Genomic DNA, 18,342 nt, shown 5'->3' with positions numbered 1-18,342 from the left:
AACATGAAAATTGCAAGTCTTTCCGATATCAAAAAAGAATTGTCTTACCTTAATGAAAAGGAATTAAAAGATTTGATTCTTGATCTCAGCAAATTCAACACAGATAATAAATCTTATTTATTTTTTAAATTATTTGAAAGGGAAAATCCCAGGTTATTTGTTGAAATGGTGAAAGAAGATATTGAGTTTGAGTTTGTAAAAGCAAACACAAAGCATTACCATTTCGCAAAAAAATCGGCGCAAGCAATTCGGAGAAAATTGAATAAACTTCTCAAACTTACCAAAGACAAAACCGCCCAAATTGAACTTGTATTATTTTTTTGTGAAAAGATGAAGCTTTATGGTTACTTGACATTTCATCACCCTGTCATCGAAAACCTCTACGCAATGCAGATCAGGAAAATTGAAAAATTGATATCCGGATTGCATGAAGACCTTCAATATGATTATCAATACCAACTAGAAGAACTGAAATTGTCTTAGATTAAATCAAAATAAGGCTTTGATGTAGTTAAGATGTATTTTTATAAAAGCCTTGATGTATTTATGTTGTAGACTTCTAATATCTTTCCATTTTTCAAACTACTACTTTTAATAAATTACAAATAATTAAATATCAACTTTATAACAATTTCCCAAAAAGAGTATTTAGTGCCTATGAAAAATTTTACTTTATTTATCCTTTTCATTTTGTCGACTGTATTTAATGTAAATGCGCAGTCACAGATGAACCTTCCCGTTACCTTTGATGAACCAAATGTCAATTATGGCATTGTTGGTTTTGGAGGTGCGGATGACTCAGCTATTGTTGATGATCCTATTGATGCCAGTAACAAAGTTGCTAGAGTAATCAAGTCTGTCGCAGCAGAACTTTGGGCAGGTGCCACAGTGACAGCCGTAACAAATGGAGTTCAAACAGGTTTTTCCAGCAGAATTCCTTTTACCTCATCTCAAACCAAAATGTCCGTGAGGGTTTGGTCTCCTGATGCAGGTATTCCGATAAGATTAAAGGTGGAAGATCATCTTGATCCAACCAAGTCGGTAGAAACAGAAGCAACAGCTACCTTAGCTGGTGAGTGGCAAACGCTCACTTTTGATTTTTCAAATCAGGCTCAAGGTACTGAAGCGCTGAATTTATCAAACAACTATAATAAAGCTTCCATCTTCTTCAACTTTGGAACAACAGGCGCACAAGCCGGAGAGAAAACCTATTACTTCGATAATATGGCTTTTATTGCGGAAGATGATGGAGGAGATGATGGAAATGGTGGAAGTTCAGGAATTGTTTTTCCAATTACATTTGAAGAGGATATTGCATGGAATGATCTCATTACCAATTTTGATGGAGGAGAACTTACTATTGTTGACAATCCTGATACAAATGGAAATTCAAGCGCCAAAGTAGCCAAAATGGTGAAAAATGCCGGACAGCCTTGGGGAGGTTCATTTATGATGATGGATCAAACCATTGATTTGTCTGCCGGAACAGAATTTACAGTAGCAGTATGGGCACCCCGTGCCAATACCAAAATGCTATTTAAGATAGAAAACGAAAATGTAGGTTCTCAAGCTCATGAGCGTGAAATTACAATAGCAGAATCAAATCAGTGGGTGGATGTTACTTTCAATATGAGCGGAGCCAATACCGGTTTCACATATAAGAAGGTGGTAATGATTTTTGACCTTGGAACCCCCGGGGACGGATCAACAAACTTTACATGGTATGTAGATAATATCAGACAGGTTGAGGGAGATGATAACGGTGGTGGCGATGGTGGAGATAACACCCTGAATTTACCTGTAACTTTTGAAGTCGATGGATTGAATTATGGTCTTACTGATTTTGGTGGCAATGCCTCTGAGATAGTTGTTGATCCCACAGATGCGACCAATAAAGTGGCTAAATCCATAAAAACGACAGGGGCGGAAACTTGGGCTGGAACTACGGTAGGTGGAACAGCTGGATTTGCAACGCGGATACCATTTGCTTCGGGCAATACCAAAATGAGTATGAGGGTTTGGTCTGCAATAGCAGGTATCCCTGTCAGATTGAAAGTAGAAGCCTCCAATGATCCAACTATCAGCGTGGAAACTGAAGCCACAGTCACTGTAGCAGGCCAATGGCAGACGCTTACTTTTGACTTTGCCAATCAGGCAGCAGGAACTGAAGCCATCAACTTCTCTAGAAACTATAATAAGGCATCTGTATTCTTCAATTTCGGGACCACTGGGGCACAAGCAGGAGAGCAAACCTATTATTGGGATGATATGGCCTTTGGTTCAGATGGTAACGGTGACGGAAATGGAGGTGGTGGAAGTTCTGGTATTGTATTCCCAATTACTTTTGAGCAAGATATTGCATGGAATGACCTGATCACCAACTTTGACGGAGGGGAACTTACTGTAGTGGACAATCCGGATACAAATGGTAATGCAAGTGCCAAAGTGGCCAAAATGGTGAAAAATGCCGGACAGCCGTGGGGAGGTTCATTTATGATGATGGATCAAAACATTGATTTGTCAGCTGGAACACAATTCACAGTAGCAGTATGGGCACCCCGTGCCAATACCAAAATGTTATTTAAAATAGAAAACGAAAATGATGGTGCTCAGGCCCATGAGCAAGAAATTACTATTGCAGAATCAAATCAGTGGGTGGATGTCACTTTCAATATGAGTGGAGCCAATAGCGCATTTACCTACAAGAAAGTGGTGATGATTTTTGACCTTGGAACACCAGGAGATGGATCGACAAACTTTACTTGGTATGTAGATAATATCCGTCAAAGCACCGGAGACGGTTCTGGCGGTGGAAGTGGTGAAACTGGTGAAAATATTATCATCAATGGAGATTTTGCAAATGGCCTTAGTTCATGGACTCCTTTCATTGCAGATTTTGCAGGGGTAGGTGCAACAGTAGGAGCATCTGAAGGAGAAGCATCCATAACCGGAATTACAGGTGCTGGTGGGGAAATATGGCATGTCCAGTTCAATCAAATCTTTACAGCTGCGCAAATTGAAGCATTAGAAGTTGGTCAAAACTATGTTGCCAAATTTGAGGCAAGGTCTTCTGTAGATGGAAGGTCTTTGCGTCTATACTTCGGTGAAGATGGAGGAGGGTTTGCAGGTGTGAGTGTTACGGACCATACCCTAAATACTACCATGCGGAATATAGAAGTTCCCTTTAACCTGGGTACCAAATACGGGGCCATGAAGCTTGGTTTTGAAATGGGATTGAGCAATGATCCTGTTTTCATCAAAAACGTTTCACTTACCAAAGTTGAAGGTGACGACAATGGAGGGGGAGAAAATATATTGAACCTTCCAGTCACTTTTGAAATTGAAGATCTGGATTATGGACTGACTGATTTTGGTGGTAATGAATCAGAAATCGTTGTTGACCCGACTGATGCAACAAACAAAGTCGCGATGTCAGTAAAGACTACAGGTGCAGAAGGATGGGCAGGCACCACAGTTGGTGGTACTGCAGGTTTTGCTAGTGCGATTCCTTTTGCCAATGGAGATACTAAAATGAGCCTTAGAGTATGGTCACCGACGGCGGGAATCCCTGTTAGAATAAAAGTAGAAGCTTCCAATGATCCCACGATCAGTGTGGAAACTGAAGCAACTGTGACTGTAGCTGAACAATGGCAGACGCTCACCTTTGACTTTGCCAATCAGGCAGCGGGTACAGAGGCGATCAATTTCTCAAGAAACTACAACAAAGCGTCCGTGTTCTTCAATTTTGGAGCAGCAGGAACGGGGCAAACCTATTACTGGGATGATATGGCCTTTGGTTCCGATGATGATGGGGACGGTAATGGTGGCTCTTCAGAAATTGTTTTCCCAATTACTTTCGAAGAGGATATTGCATGGATTGAAGCGATCACCAATTTTGATGGTGGCGAACTTACCGTAATTGACAATCCTGATACAAATGGAAATACAAGTGCCAAAGTGGCGAGGATGGTGAAAAATGCCGGCCAGCCTTGGGGAGGTTCTTTTATCATGATGGATGAGAATATTGACTTATCCTCCAGCACAGAATTTACAGTTGCTGTATGGGCACCTCGTGCTAATACTAAAATGCTGTTTAAGATAGAAAACGAAAATGATGGGGCACAAGCCTACGAACAGGAGATCACAATCGCTGAATCTAATCAGTGGGTTGATGTCACTTTTGACATGAGCGGAGCCAATAAGGCATTCACTTATAAAAATGTGGTTCTGATATTTGACCTTGGTACTGTGGGTGATGGTTCAGCAGGCTTCACTTGGTATGTCGATAATATTCGTCAGGGTGAGGATGATGGTAATGGAGAAAGCGGTGAAAACTTAATCATCAACGGTGATTTCGCAAATGGGCTAGCTTCATGGACTCCATTCATCGCCGATTTTGCAGGCGTAAGTGCAACAGTAGCTGCCGCAGAAGGTGAAGCATCTATTACAGGAATAGCGGGTGCAGGAGGAGAAATTTGGCATGTTCAGTTCAACCAAATCTTCACAGCTGCCCAAATCCAAGCTTTGGAGGTAGGAGCTGATTATGTTGCTAAATTCGATGCAAGGTCATCGGTTGCTGGCAGAGCACTACGTCTCTACTTCGGTGAAGATGGTGGCGGATTTGTAGCGGTAAGTGTTACAGACCATACCCTTAATACTGAAATGCAGACCATTGAAGTTCCATTCAATATGGCCAATAAGTACGGAGCGATGAAGTTTGGTTTCGAAATGGGATTAAGTAATGATCCTGTCTTTATTAAAAATGTTTCTCTCGTTAAGGTTGAAGATGGCAACGGTGGGGGTGAAGATACAGTTCTTGAACTACCTGTCACATTTGAGAATGATGAGTTGGATTATGGACTGACTGACTTTGGTGGCAATGCCTCTGAGCTAGTGGTTGATCCAACGAATGCTGGGAACAAGGTAGCCAAGTCTGTCAAGACAGCTGAAGCAGAAACATGGGCAGGAACCACAGTAGGTGGTACGACAGGTTTTGCAAGTCCGATTCCATTTGAAAGTGGTGACACCAAAATGAGTCTTAGGATATGGTCTCCAACTGCTGGAATTCCAATTAGGTTAAAAGTGGAAGCTTCCAATGATCCTACAATCAGCGTGGAAACTGAAGCGACTGTGACGGTAGCAGGCCAATGGCAAACGATAACCTTTGACTTTGCCAATCAGGCAGCGGGAACTGAAGCTATTAACTTCTCTAGAAACTACAATAAGGCTTCCGTGTTCTTCAATTTTGGAACTGCAGGCGCAGCATCAGGAGAGCAGACTTATTATTGGGATGATATGGCTTTTGGCGAAATTGTCCAAGAGGAGCAAGTAATTACTTTCCCTGCTATAGAGGATAAAACATTAGGAGAGCCACCATTTAACTTAAATGCGACCTCTACATCCGAATTGGCAATTTCTTACAGTTCTGATAACAATAATGTTACAATTTCAGGAGGTGTAGCAACTTTGGTAAGCCCAGGAAAAACTACCATTACCGCAAGCCAACCTGGAAATATTGGATTCTTCGCAGCACCGCCTGTGAGTCAAACATTCTGTATAAATCCAGCCAAACCAGTGATAACTGTTTCTGGTCAGGGGACTGAAGAGGTGACTTTGACTTCTAGTTCACAATCAGGAAATCAGTGGTATCTTGATGGAGAAGCGATTTCAGGTGTAACAGGTGCATCAATTGCCATTTCGACATTTGGAACTTATACCGTTCAGGTGACTATTGATGACTGCGTAAGTGAATTCTCTGATGAAATCACCTTGATCGTAAACAGTTTGAGGGCACAACAGATAAGAGAACTGACTGCTTACCCTAATCCAGTGGAAAACATACTTCATCTTAGAGGTTTAAGTGGTCCAATTGGATATTCGGAAATGGTAGATATGGCAGGTCGCCCTACATCGATTGTATTCTCAGAGTTGGATAATGATTATCAAGCTGATGTTTCAAGACTTTCACCAGGTATTTACCTGTTGAGGTTACAACAAGGGAATAGAAATTATTCAGTGAAAATAATTAAGAAATAAAGTTGAAGTATATAACTGCCCACCTTATTTGAAATCCAAATTTAGGAGAGGTGGGTAGTTAAACTTTCATTATCGCTCATTAAATCAAATAAAAAGATGAAAAATATAAATAATCAAAAAATCATCAATCCATTTATCTTCAGCTTGTTGATAATATTCCCTTTACTGTTTTCTTCATGTGGAGAGGATCCTGTGGATCCACAGCCAACCCAACAAGAGATTACAAGGTTGATCATGGTGAATTCACCATGGAAAATGACCAAAGTAACGGTAGATGGATTTGATCAAACCAATGTTTACAGAGACTTGGTGTTGACATTTCTTAATACCCAATATACTTCAGTAAATGGAAAAGGAGTTTGGCCTGCAACCGGATTCTGGAACTTTGATAATATCGAGGCCACAGCTTTCACAAGAAGTGATGGGGTTCGTGTGGAAATTCAAAATATCACCTCGTCATCCCTAATACTAAGCCTTGATTGGGATGAGACAACCTATATTACTACAGGAAGGACATTATCTTTAGATGGTCGACATATTTTTGAATTTGGAAAATAGGGTTTAATTGTAACAGAAGCTGGGGATTTTTCTCCAGCTTCTTTTTTTGTTAATTCTAAGCCATTTTTACTTTTTTTAAACTCCTCTATGCTTTAATAATATTTTTGATTAATTTAAAATCAATTTGAATCCAATCAAGGATTTTTTTAAATCTAACCTCAAACAAATCTAATATGGCAATTGAAGAACCTAAAACAGAAACCCCCAAAGGCAAATGGATAGGATCTAGCGTAAGCGAACGCGAAGGTCAGCAGTGGGATAAGAAAAAGGAAATGGACTTTACTTACACTAACATTGACAAATTTATCCGTATGAGCCTTGGTGAAAATGCCCATTTCAGCAATGCAATGTATTTAGGTGATTTTTCCATGAGCCTCGAAGAAGCACAATTGAAGAAATATGAGTTTGTGGTTGAAAATCTTGGAATTAAAAAAGGATCTAGGGTTTTGGACCTGGGATGTGGCTGGGGTGGTTGGTTAAAGTATTTGAGAGATGAAGTAGGGGCAGAAGGCATAGGAGTGAACCTTTCTGACGGACAGGTTCAAGCTTGTAGGGATAATGGCCTTACTGCTTATATCAAAGATGCGAGATATGTCAAGCCTGAAGATTTTGGAACCTTTGATGCCATCACGGCATTTGGAAGTTTTGAGCATGTGGCATCCGTCAAAGATTATCTCAATGGTCAACAAGATGCCGTTTACGAAGATTATTTTAAGCATGTATATCATCTCCTGAAAGATGGGGGGAAGTTTTATATGCAAAGTATGACCTTTGAAAAGAACATGATGCCATTTGATAAAATCGACATTAATGCCCCAAAAGATTCCAATCAATACATGATGGCCCTGCTGTTAAAGCATAATCCTGATTCTTGGGTTCCTTACGGATATGAACATATCGTCAGGACCGCTAAACCCTATTTCAAAAAAATCTATTACACCGATGGGAGACTGGATTATGTCCATACCAATCGGGAATGGACCAAGCGATTCCATAGGTTTCAATTGAAAAAATACCTTTGGTTTGCCTCTCTTATTCCCAAATACCTTACGGATAAAGAATTTAGACACCAACTTGCAGTACTCCGTGTAAGGCCCAACAGGGTTTGTTTTGAGAGGGAAATCATGGGACATGCGAGGTTGATTTTTGAGAAAAAGTAGGGGGGCTGTTTTCAGTTGGCAGTCGCAGTAGGCAGTCTCAGTTGGTAGTTTACAGTAGGCCATTAGGATTAGTTTTGCATGATTGACTTTAGTCGTGTTAGCATCTGTAGTTCCAGTCATAGTTTAGTCATGCTGATCCTGATGGTAGGGAGAAGTATCTATTTTAGTTTTTGTAAAGGAAATGATTGGCAAAAAATATGAATAATAATTGTAGTTAGATTTGAAGTGGGAGAGAATCAGTAAGAACTGTTGTTTTTGGCTTTGCGTTATGTAATTATGCAAAGAATCATATCGGCACTAATCATCCTCTTTCCCATTTTAATCGGTCATGTTTTTGCTCAGGAGATACAATTTGAACTGACAAGAGTAGAGGGACAGACTCTGGATAACTCTGGATTTGAATTGGTAGAAGTGTTGGAAATTCAAAGTAATACCACTTCAATTGGTAGTATTTATAATGCTAATAATCAACTATATAAAGTAAATATAAAAAAATCAATTTCTGATGGAATTAAAAGCTTTTACAAAAATTCCCTTCTACAAATTGAAACAGATAGAGCTATACAGATTCGTGTTGTAGATTTTAAAATTTCAGAAAAACAACAGAGCGGTAAAGTGGCTTCGGGAGAATTGAAAATCAAATTTATGTATTACCTTAAAGGCTCTTTTGAACCTGTACATTTGGTAGATTATGAAGCAGGAATTACTTACCAAAGATCCATTCACCGTACAGATTTAGTTAATCAGATTTTGAACAAGGGTGTAGCAAATTCCCTTGTTTTTTTCAATGATTGGATAAAAGACCATGCGACTTACAATCGAAAATTAGCAAAAAGTGTCAAACTGCAAATTTTTGAAAAATTCAGAAAGAGTGACCAAGACACGGTTTTTTATGATTCCAATCAGTCATTGACTTGGAATGACTTCCTAGAAAGACCAAACCGGACCAATAGAAACAATGCAATGATTTTTACGAGTTTGGCCATGGAAGGAAATCCATTCATGGAGGATGGAGTTTTGGTTTTACCCTTAGAAATAAAAATTTACATGCTTCCCGGTTCTTCTTGGGTAAGAACTGACGGCAAAAATGATTATTCATTGAATCATGAGCAAAGGCATTTTGATGTCAGTAGGGTAGTAGGAAACAGGTTGATCAACAAATTGAAGGCATTCGACCTGAACCCTGAAAATTATGAAGCAGAAATCAATGATGCTTTTTTCGAGTCATACAGGGAAATGAACAAACTTCAAGAAATCTATGATGCCAGAACCCGGCATGGCTTGGACAGAAATGCACAAAATCGATGGGATAGCATTCTTGATCAAGCCTTGAAGGGTGATATGGAAGAAATTGAAAAAGAATTGAAAAGGGGGAAATAAAAAGCTGGTAGAAAATTTTGAAATTAATTTTCAAATGACTATTTTCAAAGTGTCAAATGAAAATAATTAGAAATATTAGAGTATTGAAAAAATGAATTCTAAAACCGCAAAAAAGACAAAATCCTATGGAGAATCTCATCCAAAGGAAGAAAATATCGTTTCTGATTTTCAATATGAGGCACCCTATGGCAGCGCTACCTCTTTTCAAGTGGAGAGATTTGGACTATCAAAATTTTATAATATTCCAGGTGGGTATGGATATTTTATTCCAGCGTTTACAAAAGCGGGCAGTATGACGGAAGTAGGGAAGTTATTGGATCAAAATCTTCTTTCAGAAGATATTTCGCCAATTGTCGATTTTCTGGATTTAAAAATCCAAGAGATAGCCAAGGCGGCTTCAGTGTCTCCGAGTACTGTTTCTCGTTGGGATAGTAAAAGTCCGATAGGTACTCCGGGTTCATATCAGTTTTTTAAAATAGATGAAGTCATCAAAAAGGGAGTGGATTTATTTGGCAATACTACCCATCTCAAGGAATGGTTGGACGGTCCGAATATGGCTCTAGGCAATGAAGCTCCCATCAAGCTGATCACCTCGATGATTGGATTGGAGTTGGTGGATGAGGCGTTGGATGCTCTTCATTTTGGCAATGTGATGTAAGCCAATGCGGTATTACAGAATAATGTCAGAAACATATTACAAAAATCCATTCAGTTGTTCATTCAGTGCGGGAAGATGGAATCCAAAAGGCTTGGGTATGATTTACGCAGGAAGTGGACCAGCCATATCTTTATTGGAATATCTGTGTATTAAGGGCAATGCGTTTTCAGGAAAATCCTGGTATATGATTGAATTTGAAATCAGTAAGCCAAATTTGATCGGGACATTGGAAAAAGAAAGTCTGCCTGAACAATGGAATAAATTGCCACATGGCAAAATCACTCAGGATTTTGGTAGGATATGGTTGCAAGAAAAAGAATTTCCTTTTTTAAGGGTACCTTCAGCCAGGTTGAATCTTTCCTTTTATCCAATGGAACATAACCTACTGATCAATCCTGATTTCCCAGATTTGAAAAAGTATATTGAATTTGACGGGCAGGTTAGGTTTGATTATTTGTTGAATTCGATTTAGGATTTCAATTATTATCTGCAATAATGTCAGTCACCTTATTTCTTTCTACAGCTGCTTTGGTGTTGGAGGCTGAAGATGGCTAAATTGAAATTTAACCACCATTGAGATTATTTGTGGGGATTGCAAAAAATTCAGTTTATAACTTTCATTCTTTGTTTAAATTCAAACCTGCTTTTAAACCAATTTTCCTAATGACCAAACTTTCAATGAAAACAACCATCCAAACCGTTATCCTATTCTTGTTATCCTATCAGGCATTTGCCCAAAGTTCTTTACCAAGAAGTACTCCCGAAGCCCAAAATATTTCAAGCCATGGAATTCATCACTTTTTGGATGCGGTGGAGTCCGAAAGCAAGCATGAGATGCATAGCCTGATGATTTTGAGAAATGGTCAGGTGGGCGCTGAAGCTTGGTGGTCACCCTATGGTCCTGAATCCAAGCATACCATGTATTCGGTCAGCAAAACCTTTACTGCCTCGGCAATAGGTTTGGCGGTGGCGGAAGGCAAACTGAAAGTCACTGATAAGGTTGTATCCTTTTTTCCTGAATCATTACCGGCCACCGTCAGTCCTTATTTGGCGGGATTGGAAATCAAAGACCTGCTTTCTATGACTGTTGGACATGACAAGAGTTTCAATCAGGAAGTTTTTACACAGGAAGATTGGGTCAAAGCTTTTTTAAGTATGCCCATTGCCAACAAGCCCGGCACCAAATTTCTATATAATACCTCAGCGAGCTACATGCTTTCTGCCATTATCCAAAGGGTATCAGGAGAGTCTCTTTTGGGATATCTTCAACCGAGATTGTTGGACCCTTTGGGAATTGCAGGAGTGGATTGGGAGACTGATTTGGATGGAATTGCCGTGGGAGGATGGGGTATCAGGGTTAAAACCGAAGATATGGCAAAACTTGGTCAACTGTTTTTGCAAAAAGGGCATTGGAATGGCAAACAGATCTTGCCGGAATCTTGGATTGAGCAAGCCAGTACCATAAAAATCATGCAGGAACCAGAAGTATCTCCTGAAAAGATGGCTGCCAATGATTGGATTCAGGGGTATGGCTATCAGATGTGGAGAAGCAGATATGATTCCTATCGGGCGGATGGTGCCTTTGGCCAATATATCCTGATATTGCCCGAATTGGATGGAGTGATTGTCATCACATCGGAAACCAGTGACATGCAGGGTTTATTGGATTTGGTTTGGAAACATCTTTTACCAGCCTTTGATGGGAATGGCATTATTGAAAAAAATCTTAATAAAAATTTAAGGAGCCTATCCTTAGTTCCTCTTAAAAGCAAACCAAACAAAAAACTAGAAAAAGAAATAAGTAAGAATACCTATCATATTGACAAACAGAATAGTATAGTAAGTGGGTTTAATCTCAAATTTCTTAAAGATAAAAGTAAACTGACTTTGAAAGTGGGAGAGGAGTCCCACGCATTTCTATTGGGTTCAGGAGAGTGGGTCTTGGGAACAACATACAGAAAAGGTCCCAATCTTTTCCACTTTGCCCAAAACCAACTCGAAGGATTAGCCCCCTTCAAAGTTGCTGGAAGCTATGCTTGGAAAGATTCAGAGACCTTGGAAATAAAACTGAAATATTACGAAAGCCCCCACACCGAAACCATCCTGATAACCTTTGAAGGCGATCAGGTGGAGATAGTATTTAAAAATAGTTTTGAGAATAGGGAAGATTGGCCGGTTTTTGTGGGGAAAGCTTTGTAAGATGTGAGACTGCCTTAGCAGAAACTAATGGTAAGAATAGAGATTTTAGTCAATTTTATAGAAGCTTAAATAAAATAAAAGGGTAAAAGAATAATAAGCTTCTCCTTGTCATTTCGACGGCAGGAGACATCTATTTCAGATGTGAGAAATGAGATTCAAGATATGAGGCACAAGATCCGTCTTTAATTCAAGAAACCTAAAACCATAAACTAACCCATACTTGGTACATTGTACTTAGTACTTGATACATCCGAAAAAAATGAACAAAACACAAAACATCATCACAGGCATTCAGGAAACCAAAGGTGAAATCAACTGGCAGTCACTTCTGTCCGAGATCATTTCTGCATTTGACTGTACTACAGGAACAATCCATGTGCTAGACAAAGAATCCAACCTATTGCACTTAAAATCACAGCAGGGAATTCCAGCGTTTTTATTGCCCAAAATGGAAGCTATTCCAATAGGGAAGGGGATGGCAGGAATTGCTGCCGAAAGGAAAAAACCTGTGGAAATGTGTAATCTCCAAACCGATGATTCAGGTGTAGCAAGACCTGCAGCCAAAGAAACCAAAGTAGAAGGTTCGATTGCTGTTCCGATGCTATTGGATGGGGAATTGTTTGGCACCTTGGGAATTGCGAAACCTGTGCCTTATGATTTTACTGAGGAGGAAAGTGAAGGATTGTTGCGGATAGGGGAGAGTTTAGCGGGGAGAATCTAATATACTTGATCTTTCAATAAATGTAGAATTGTTTGTTGAGATTGATCCTGGAAAAATAAGCTCACAGATTTCTCAGATTTCCACAGATTTATAAAATCTGATCTGTGGCAATCAGTGGTATCTGTGAGAGATAATTTGAAATCCATTTCACTATAAATACATCTAAACGCATTTTCAATTTATTCAAACAAATGAAAAGTACATTCAACTTATTTCCTTGCCTGATTTTTTTCCTGTCAATATCATCTGTCTTTGCTCAGGAAAAGTTTTCCCGTGCCGATACACTTAGAGGAAGTATCACTCCGGAACGTGGCTGGTGGGATCTGAATTATTATCATTTGGATGTGGAAGTTTTCCCGGAGACGAAATCCATTGTAGGAACGAATAAGGTGAGATATCAGGTGAAAAAGGAGCATCAGGTCCTGCAGATTGATCTTCAGGAACCTTTAAATATTATTTCAGCCTCACAAGAAGGACAGGAATTAAAGATCAGGAAAGAAGGTGCTGCACATTTTATCAGTTTGACCAAAAAGCAGGTTCCAGGAACTTATGAGGAAATCATTATCAGCTACGAAGGTCAACCTAAGGAAGCTATCCGTCCCCCTTGGGACGGAGGAATCACCTGGCAAAAGGATGATAATGTCAAACACTTTATAGCTTCTTCCAACCAAGGGATCGGTTCCAGCATTTGGTGGCCGAGCAAAGACCATCCTGCTGATGAGGTGGACAGCATGCTGATCAGCGTGACCGTACCCAAAGACCTGATGAATATTTCCAACGGTAGATTGCGTAAAGTGGAGAAGAAAGGGAAAACGAGAACCTATCATTGGTTTGTCAGCAATCCGATCAATGACTATGGCGTCAATATCAACATCGGCGATTATGTGCATTTTTCTGAAAAATATCATGGTGAAAAAGGTATTCTAGATATGGATTACTATGTCCTGCGGGATAACCTGGAAAAGGCCAAAGTTCAGTTTCAGGATGCCAAGCGCATGATGGAAGCTTTCGAACATTGGTTTGGACCTTATCCTTTTTATGAGGACAGTTACAAACTGGTGGAAGCTCCCTATTTGGGCATGGAACATCAGAGTTCAGTCACTTATGGCAATGGCTATGAAAACGGCTATCGAGGTACAGACCTGAGTGGAACCGGTTGGGGGATGAAGTTTGACTTTATTATCATCCATGAATCCGGACATGAGTGGTTTGCCAACAACATCACCTATAAAGACGTGGCAGATATGTGGATCCATGAAAGTTTCACCAATTATTCCGAAAGTCTCTTTGTGGACTATTTCTATGGAAAAGAAGCAGGGCAGGAGTATGTTCGGGGAACGCGAACTAGGATTGACAACAAATTGCCTATCATAGGAAGGTATTCGGTAAACCATAGAGGTTCGGGAGATATGTATTATAAAGGAGGAAACATCCTAAATACCCTTCGCCAAATCACCAATGACGATGAAAAATGGAGAAATATCCTCCGAGGGCTAAACAGTAAATTTTATCATCAAACAGTGACCACCGCACAGGTTGAAAATTACATGGCCCAAGAAATAGAAATCGATCTTACGGCTTTTTTTGATCAGTACCTAAGGAACAGTTCTCTTCCGGTTTTAGAGCATTATTTTTCAGATGACAATACCTTGAACTTCCGCTGGACCAATTGCATTGCTTCTTTTGATATGCTGGTGGATTTGGAATTGGGTGAAAATAAAGTCCGTGTTTATCCCAATACAAAATGGGCTGAACTGAAGGTTGACAAAATGTATGAGGTAAAGTTGGATGTGGATTATTATGTAGGGAGTTTTGGGGTGAGGTGATGGTGGGGAATTTAAGATTTTAGATTGTAGATTTCTGATTTGAGTTTTGTGTAGGTAGGAGGGTTTATTGGATTAGTGAAGGGAGGAATTACAAATTCCAAGGATAAAAAGGTGTAGATACAATCTACACCTAGATAGGGGTAGGTAGGAGGGTTTTTGGGATTGGGAAAGGAGGAAAATTACAGATTCCTAGGATAAAAATAGTGTAGATACAATCTACATATCGGAGACAATCACAACGATCCACCAAAAAACGAAGATTTTGTGAGTAATATCCACGAGAAGTCAAAATTGGCCTGGGTTGGTGCCGCTATGTATATCATGGAAAATGTCGAAGATTTTGAAATTATCACCAAGATCATAGTAAATAAGAAAAAATCTATGATTAAAATTAATAAAGATAAGAAAGGCTCCGGAAAAACTCACAAAAATGGCTATGTCAGTAAGGCAAAGCCAGCATCGGAAGAAGAGTACAGAATTCACTTTTTAGTTAAGTCCGCTGGGGTGGAAAGAAAATTTAAAATCGAACCAAAAATTCGCGTTATTTGATCTTACACCATTTTGCTATGAGGAAATGAAAAAATTCCTGATTCCATTTCTATTTTTTATTTCATTTAATTGCGTTTTTTCGCAATCAGAAATAGATATGGAAAAGAACCACGCTTTATTGGATAGTTTGAAAAAGCTGTATTTCCAAGAAGAAAATGGTGAAATAGGCCATTTGGAATCTATCCTGCAAAAAGACCCTAATCCTGATAGTCTCCTAAAATATGGTCAAATTTTAGTAGACAGATCGTTGATTGATTCTGATCATTTACGCACTTATTATGGCTACCTACAATTGGGAAACGCACATGTATTGAAAGGCGAACTTTCCCAAGGTTTGGATTTTTACTTTCAAAGTCTCGCTTACGCCGAACAAATAAATTATCAAGAGGGTAGGGGAAAGGTGTTTTTGGCAATAGCTGATACTTATTCAAAAAGTGAAAATAGTCAGAATGCTGCCATTTACTATGGCAGAAGTATAGAAATTCTGAGAAATGGAAATGATTCTTTGGCTCTTGCAAGTGGCATTTTCAATGCTGGTGATGAGTACCTGAATCTGGGAAAACTCGATTCCGCTTTGCTATATACCGAAGAGGCCAAAGCCATTTTCAAGAAGATCAATTACCCCATAGGAGAAGCGTATTGTTTTGGAAATCTTGGGATGATCAATGCTCAAAAAGGCGACAATACAGCCGCCGAAGAAAATTTAAATACGGCAATTAGCATTCTTGAAGCTTACAATGAATTCTATCCCATATCGGTGTATTTGGAATTTATGTCCACCATTTATTTAGAAAGTGGAGATCGGGCACGTGCATTGAATTATGCCAATCGAAGCCTGGAACTCGCCAATCACTATGGCCTTAAAGACCAAATAAGCAATTCCAATCTGACCCTTTCCAAGATATTTGAGGAGGCTGGCCTCCCTCAAACAGCACTTGAATACTACAAAAATCACATCATTTATCGTGACAGTGTAAATAATATCAGCGCCGTCCAGGAGATGGCAAATCTTCGGACTGATTATGAAGTTTCTCAAAAACAAATAGAAGTAGACTTACTGGAAAAAGAAGCCTACATCAAAAATCTGCAAACAAAAAGACAAAAGTTTATCATTTTCGGGGCGGTGATCGGGATGGTATTGATTTCGTTGCTGGCATTTGTAGCATATCGACGTTACCTCTACGAGAAACAAACCAAGCAGATTATCGAAAAAGAAAAAGATCGGTCGGAAAAACTTCTTTTGAATATTTTACCTGCCGAAACGGCGGAAGAACTGAAAGAATATGGTTCAGTCAAAGTAAGGCAAAATGAATCCGTTACCGTTTTATTTACTGATTTCAAAAATTTCACTGCTACCGCGGAAAATATTTCACCTGAGCAGTTGGTTAGAAGCTTGGATTACTATTTCAAAGAATTTGATCAGATCTGCACACGGAATAATTTGGAAAAAATCAAGACGATCGGTGATTCTTATATGTGCGCCGGAGGACTACCAAAGGAAAACCAAACGCATCCCCGTGATGTGATTATCGCTGCCAAAGAGATGATGGCATTTGTAAAAAGTAAATCAGATGATAGTATTTGTGCCTTTGAAATGCGGGTAGGGATACATACAGGTCCTGTGGTAGCCGGCATAGTCGGAATCAAAAAATGGCAATATGATATATGGGGGGACACCGTCAATATTGCTTCCAGAATGGAATCTAATTCAGTCCCGGGAAAAATCAACCTTTCTGAGACAACTTTCAATCTGATCAGAGAGGAGTTTGAATGTGAATACAGAGGAAGTATCGACATTAAGAATAGAGGTACCTGGAAAATGTACTATTTAGATGAAAGTTGATTTTAGAGGTGTTTTTGGTATCATTAATTTAGTTTTTTGCTAAAGATCATTTGATCAAAAAAATCTTGCAAATCTAAAAATTGGATTTGTTTTACCGACAAAAGTTCTTAACCACTTGGCAAAAAGTTTTTTAAATGTGGCCAAAAAACCAACCTTTATTTAATTGGTTTACAAACTCCGGGATAAGAATTATAAATTGCAGTTTATAAATTACGGGTATGAACAAAGAATTTAACTTATTCATAGAGGATTTAGTGGCCGGTATAAGCATCCTACTGCCCAGGATTCTTCTGGCTTTGGGGATCCTTTTGGTAGGGTATATATTAGGTCGTCTGGTAGAGAAAATAGTGAAACGATTTATTCTATACCTGGATAAATCCATCAACATGAAGCTACAAAGCCGTTTGCTGAATGTTGACTTGGCAAGTTCGGCGCGGTTTATCTCAAAGACTATTTTCTGGATTATCCTTATCACTTCACTGCTGTTCTGTTTACAGATATTGGACCTGAATTTTTCAGGACTCTGGTTTGAAAGGATAATGGCTTATCTGCCCAATGTTCTGGTGGCGGTCATCATCATTTTTGTAGGGATGATTTTCGGTCGGTTGTTAGGTGATTTGATGAGGTCAGCAGCTACAAAAACCGGTTTGGTTAATGGCAGTTTCTTAGGCAACATGGTCAGGTATTTACTCTTATTTATTGCGATTGTAATCGCCATAGATCAGCTAGGGGTAGATATTTCATTCCTGACCAACCTGATCACAATCATTCTTGTCTCTTTGCTATTTGGAGGTTCCCTTGCATTTGGGCTGGGTGCCCAAACCTCAGTCAGTAACATTCTGGGAGCGTATTATGTCCGGAAATCCTACTCCCTAGGCAATATGATAGAGGTCAACGGGCAGCAAGGTGTGATTGTGAAAATGACGGATTACAACGTCACCATCGAAACAAAAACCGGATTAGCGAATATCCCTGCGAGGGATTTTAATGATAAGACGGTAATGATTATCAAAATGAAAAAGAAAGCATGAGCACAGACCATCTTTTAATTTATCAATTCCTCAAAGAACATTCAAACATTGCTATTCCGATGATCGAAAAGTTGGAAGTGGATGAGATTACCGCTTTGATTGAAGACCTTGACTCGGATCAGGCAGTGATCATATTGGGTGAAATTGCACCGTTTATCGCAGGAAAAGTGGTAGAGAACCTCAGCGAGAAGAAAGCCATCAAATTGATAGAATTGCTAGATCCTCAAATTGCTGAGTCTATTCTTCAGGTAACCGATAAATCCATCCGTGATCCATTGTTGGAGGGAACTTCTAAAGAGCTGTCTTCCTATTTGAGACATGCCTTAATGTTTCACAAAGACCAAGTTGGAGCACATTTGGAGCCTTTTGTATTTACCTTAT

General features: G+C 39.3%; 14 protein-coding genes. All 14 read left to right on the top strand.

From position 1 onward, the window contains the following. Nucleotides 1-483 (top strand): hypothetical protein (locus tag ACEW8U_RS14705; protein WP_373522808.1); only part of this gene is annotated, 483 nt, incomplete at its 5' end. Between the two features lie 174 nt (nt 484-657). Beyond that, nucleotides 658-6,036, top strand: a complete 5,379-nt coding sequence (locus ACEW8U_RS14700; RefSeq protein ID WP_373522807.1) for a T9SS type A sorting domain-containing protein — start codon at nt 658-660, stop codon at nt 6,034-6,036. Nucleotides 6,037-6,132: 96 nt separating this feature from the next. Then, entirely contained in the window at nt 6,133-6,594 is a 462-nt protein-coding gene (locus tag ACEW8U_RS14695; RefSeq protein WP_373522806.1) for a hypothetical protein, read from the top strand. Nucleotides 6,595-6,767: 173 nt separating this feature from the next. Continuing rightward, the gene (locus tag ACEW8U_RS14690) at nt 6,768-7,754 is read left to right on the top strand and encodes a cyclopropane-fatty-acyl-phospholipid synthase family protein (RefSeq protein ID WP_373522805.1); all 987 of its coding nucleotides are present in this window, start codon (nt 6,768-6,770) and stop codon (nt 7,752-7,754) included. Nucleotides 7,755-8,030: 276 nt separating this feature from the next. Beyond that, nucleotides 8,031-9,134 carry a hypothetical protein gene (locus ACEW8U_RS14685; protein ID WP_373522804.1) on the top strand — a complete coding sequence of 368 codons (1,104 nt, stop codon included), beginning with the start codon at nt 8,031-8,033 and terminating at the stop codon, nt 9,132-9,134. 91 nt (nt 9,135-9,225) lie between these two features. Next, entirely contained in the window at nt 9,226-9,792 is a 567-nt protein-coding gene (locus tag ACEW8U_RS14680) for an antitoxin Xre/MbcA/ParS toxin-binding domain-containing protein (protein ID WP_373522803.1), read from the top strand. Nucleotides 9,793-9,814: 22 nt separating this feature from the next. Beyond that, the gene (locus ACEW8U_RS14675; protein ID WP_373522802.1) at nt 9,815-10,264 is read left to right on the top strand and encodes an RES family NAD+ phosphorylase; all 450 of its coding nucleotides are present in this window, start codon (nt 9,815-9,817) and stop codon (nt 10,262-10,264) included. 206 nt (nt 10,265-10,470) lie between these two features. Then, nucleotides 10,471-11,991, top strand: coding sequence for a serine hydrolase domain-containing protein (locus ACEW8U_RS14670; RefSeq protein WP_373522801.1), 1,521 nt, complete (start codon nt 10,471-10,473; stop codon nt 11,989-11,991). Nucleotides 11,992-12,250: 259 nt separating this feature from the next. After that, complete coding sequence (locus tag ACEW8U_RS14665) at nt 12,251-12,712, top strand: GAF domain-containing protein (protein WP_373522800.1); 462 nt, start codon at nt 12,251-12,253, stop codon at nt 12,710-12,712. Nucleotides 12,713-12,903: 191 nt separating this feature from the next. Continuing rightward, complete coding sequence (locus ACEW8U_RS14660) at nt 12,904-14,538, top strand: M1 family metallopeptidase (RefSeq protein ID WP_373522799.1); 1,635 nt, start codon at nt 12,904-12,906, stop codon at nt 14,536-14,538. Between the two features lie 264 nt (nt 14,539-14,802). Next, a complete protein-coding gene (locus ACEW8U_RS14655; protein WP_373522798.1) occupies nt 14,803-15,087 on the top strand; it encodes a hypothetical protein in 285 nt (94 codons plus the stop codon). A gap of 97 nt (nt 15,088-15,184) precedes the next feature. Beyond that, the gene (locus ACEW8U_RS14650) at nt 15,185-16,930 is read left to right on the top strand and encodes an adenylate/guanylate cyclase domain-containing protein (RefSeq protein ID WP_373522797.1); all 1,746 of its coding nucleotides are present in this window, start codon (nt 15,185-15,187) and stop codon (nt 16,928-16,930) included. A 218-nt stretch (nt 16,931-17,148) separates the two neighbouring features. After that, a complete protein-coding gene (locus ACEW8U_RS14645) occupies nt 17,149-17,961 on the top strand; it encodes a hypothetical protein (protein WP_373522796.1) in 813 nt (270 codons plus the stop codon). Then, the coding region (locus ACEW8U_RS14640) for a magnesium transporter MgtE N-terminal domain-containing protein (protein WP_373522795.1) at nt 17,958-18,342 on the top strand (385 nt) is incomplete at its 3' end. The genes ACEW8U_RS14645 and ACEW8U_RS14640, both read left to right, overlap by 4 nt.

Origin of the sequence: Aquiflexum sp., from assembly GCF_041751335.1 — a bacterium.
Classification (GTDB): domain Bacteria; phylum Bacteroidota; class Bacteroidia; order Cytophagales; family Cyclobacteriaceae; genus Aquiflexum.
Note: the sequence above shows the minus strand (reverse complement) of the source record. Positions and strands in the feature narration are given on the sequence as shown.

Bases quoted from the DNA above. Each gene is read 5' to 3' on its own strand.
- ACEW8U_RS14700 (WP_373522807.1), top strand. From the start codon at position 658: ATGAAAAATTTTACTTTATTTATCCTTTTCATTTTGTCGACTGTATTT.
- ACEW8U_RS14695 (WP_373522806.1), top strand. From the start codon at position 6,133: ATGAAAAATATAAATAATCAAAAAATCATCAATCCATTTATCTTCAGC.
- ACEW8U_RS14690 (WP_373522805.1), top strand. From the start codon at position 6,768: ATGGCAATTGAAGAACCTAAAACAGAAACCCCCAAAGGCAAATGGATA.
- ACEW8U_RS14685 (WP_373522804.1), top strand. From the start codon at position 8,031: ATGCAAAGAATCATATCGGCACTAATCATCCTCTTTCCCATTTTAATC.
- ACEW8U_RS14680 (WP_373522803.1), top strand. From the start codon at position 9,226: ATGAATTCTAAAACCGCAAAAAAGACAAAATCCTATGGAGAATCTCAT.
- ACEW8U_RS14675 (WP_373522802.1), top strand. From the start codon at position 9,815: ATGTCAGAAACATATTACAAAAATCCATTCAGTTGTTCATTCAGTGCG.
- ACEW8U_RS14670 (WP_373522801.1), top strand. From the start codon at position 10,471: ATGAAAACAACCATCCAAACCGTTATCCTATTCTTGTTATCCTATCAG.
- ACEW8U_RS14665 (WP_373522800.1), top strand. From the start codon at position 12,251: ATGAACAAAACACAAAACATCATCACAGGCATTCAGGAAACCAAAGGT.
- ACEW8U_RS14660 (WP_373522799.1), top strand. From the start codon at position 12,904: ATGAAAAGTACATTCAACTTATTTCCTTGCCTGATTTTTTTCCTGTCA.
- ACEW8U_RS14650 (WP_373522797.1), top strand. From the start codon at position 15,185: ATGGAAAAGAACCACGCTTTATTGGATAGTTTGAAAAAGCTGTATTTC.
- ACEW8U_RS14645 (WP_373522796.1), top strand. From the start codon at position 17,149: ATGAACAAAGAATTTAACTTATTCATAGAGGATTTAGTGGCCGGTATA.